The sequence below is a fragment of the Parendozoicomonas sp. 209JJ7-1 genome (assembly GCF_058147085.1).
This window is the reverse complement of record NZ_JBYVJU010000111.1, coordinates 1-684: the sequence shown is the minus strand read 5'-3', so window position 1 is coordinate 684 and position 684 is coordinate 1. Positions and strand designations below refer to the sequence as shown.

Annotated in this window: 1 protein-coding gene; it reads right to left on the bottom strand. The window is 36.1% G+C overall.

Annotated elements, in window-relative coordinates:
• Positions 1 to 42: 42 nt before the first annotated feature.
• Positions 43 to 591 (bottom strand): hypothetical protein, encoded by a 549-nt coding sequence (locus ACY2RQ_RS19600; protein WP_490114700.1) that lies wholly within the window; start codon positions 589 to 591, stop codon positions 43 to 45.
• Positions 592 to 684: the final 93 nt, after the last annotated feature.

The following is a 684-nucleotide window of genomic DNA, read 5'->3' as shown; positions in this document are numbered from 1 at the left end:
GGCGTTAGGCGATTAAAACAAACATCTAGCACCTGCGATTATTTACCATGAGTTAACTGTTGTGAAGCTTCCATCTTTAAATTCAACTTTTGTTTTTTTTGGGTCCGAGGAGAGAAGTTCAAGTGATTCAATAAATTGTGTAACATGTGTATTTCCCAGACCAACATTATAAAATATCAGTACCAACGACTCTGACAAATCTGATCTATTAATTTCTCTGTGGGAATGATTTTGATAAGGACTATCAGTCTTATGATATTCAACTATATGTTCAGGGTTATCTGTTTCAATAACCCGGCACGACAGTCCTGGAATAGTCATACTTGTATCTGCGTATGTAGTAACTACAACTCGTTGCGTTTGAGGAATAGAAAAGAGTGAAATGCATCTTGCTTCTAAGGATTTAAATTCTCCTTGTCGTGTGTAAGTTACATTTGCCAATGACTCGATGGGTTCTAATGCACTAAACCTTACTGAATGACTGCGGAAAACTTCTGGCTTTTTATCTTTCAAAGATGGTTTCAATAGAATGCCATTTCTATAGTTAAAGAGTATTTCGTCTAAAGATATTTGCCCAGAAAGGAAGTTCATAGTTCACCCTAAAAATAACATGTAGATTGTGTTTTCAATTATCCACGCTGCGCTATTAAAACCTCTAACATCATTGCAAGCACGCCTAACAAG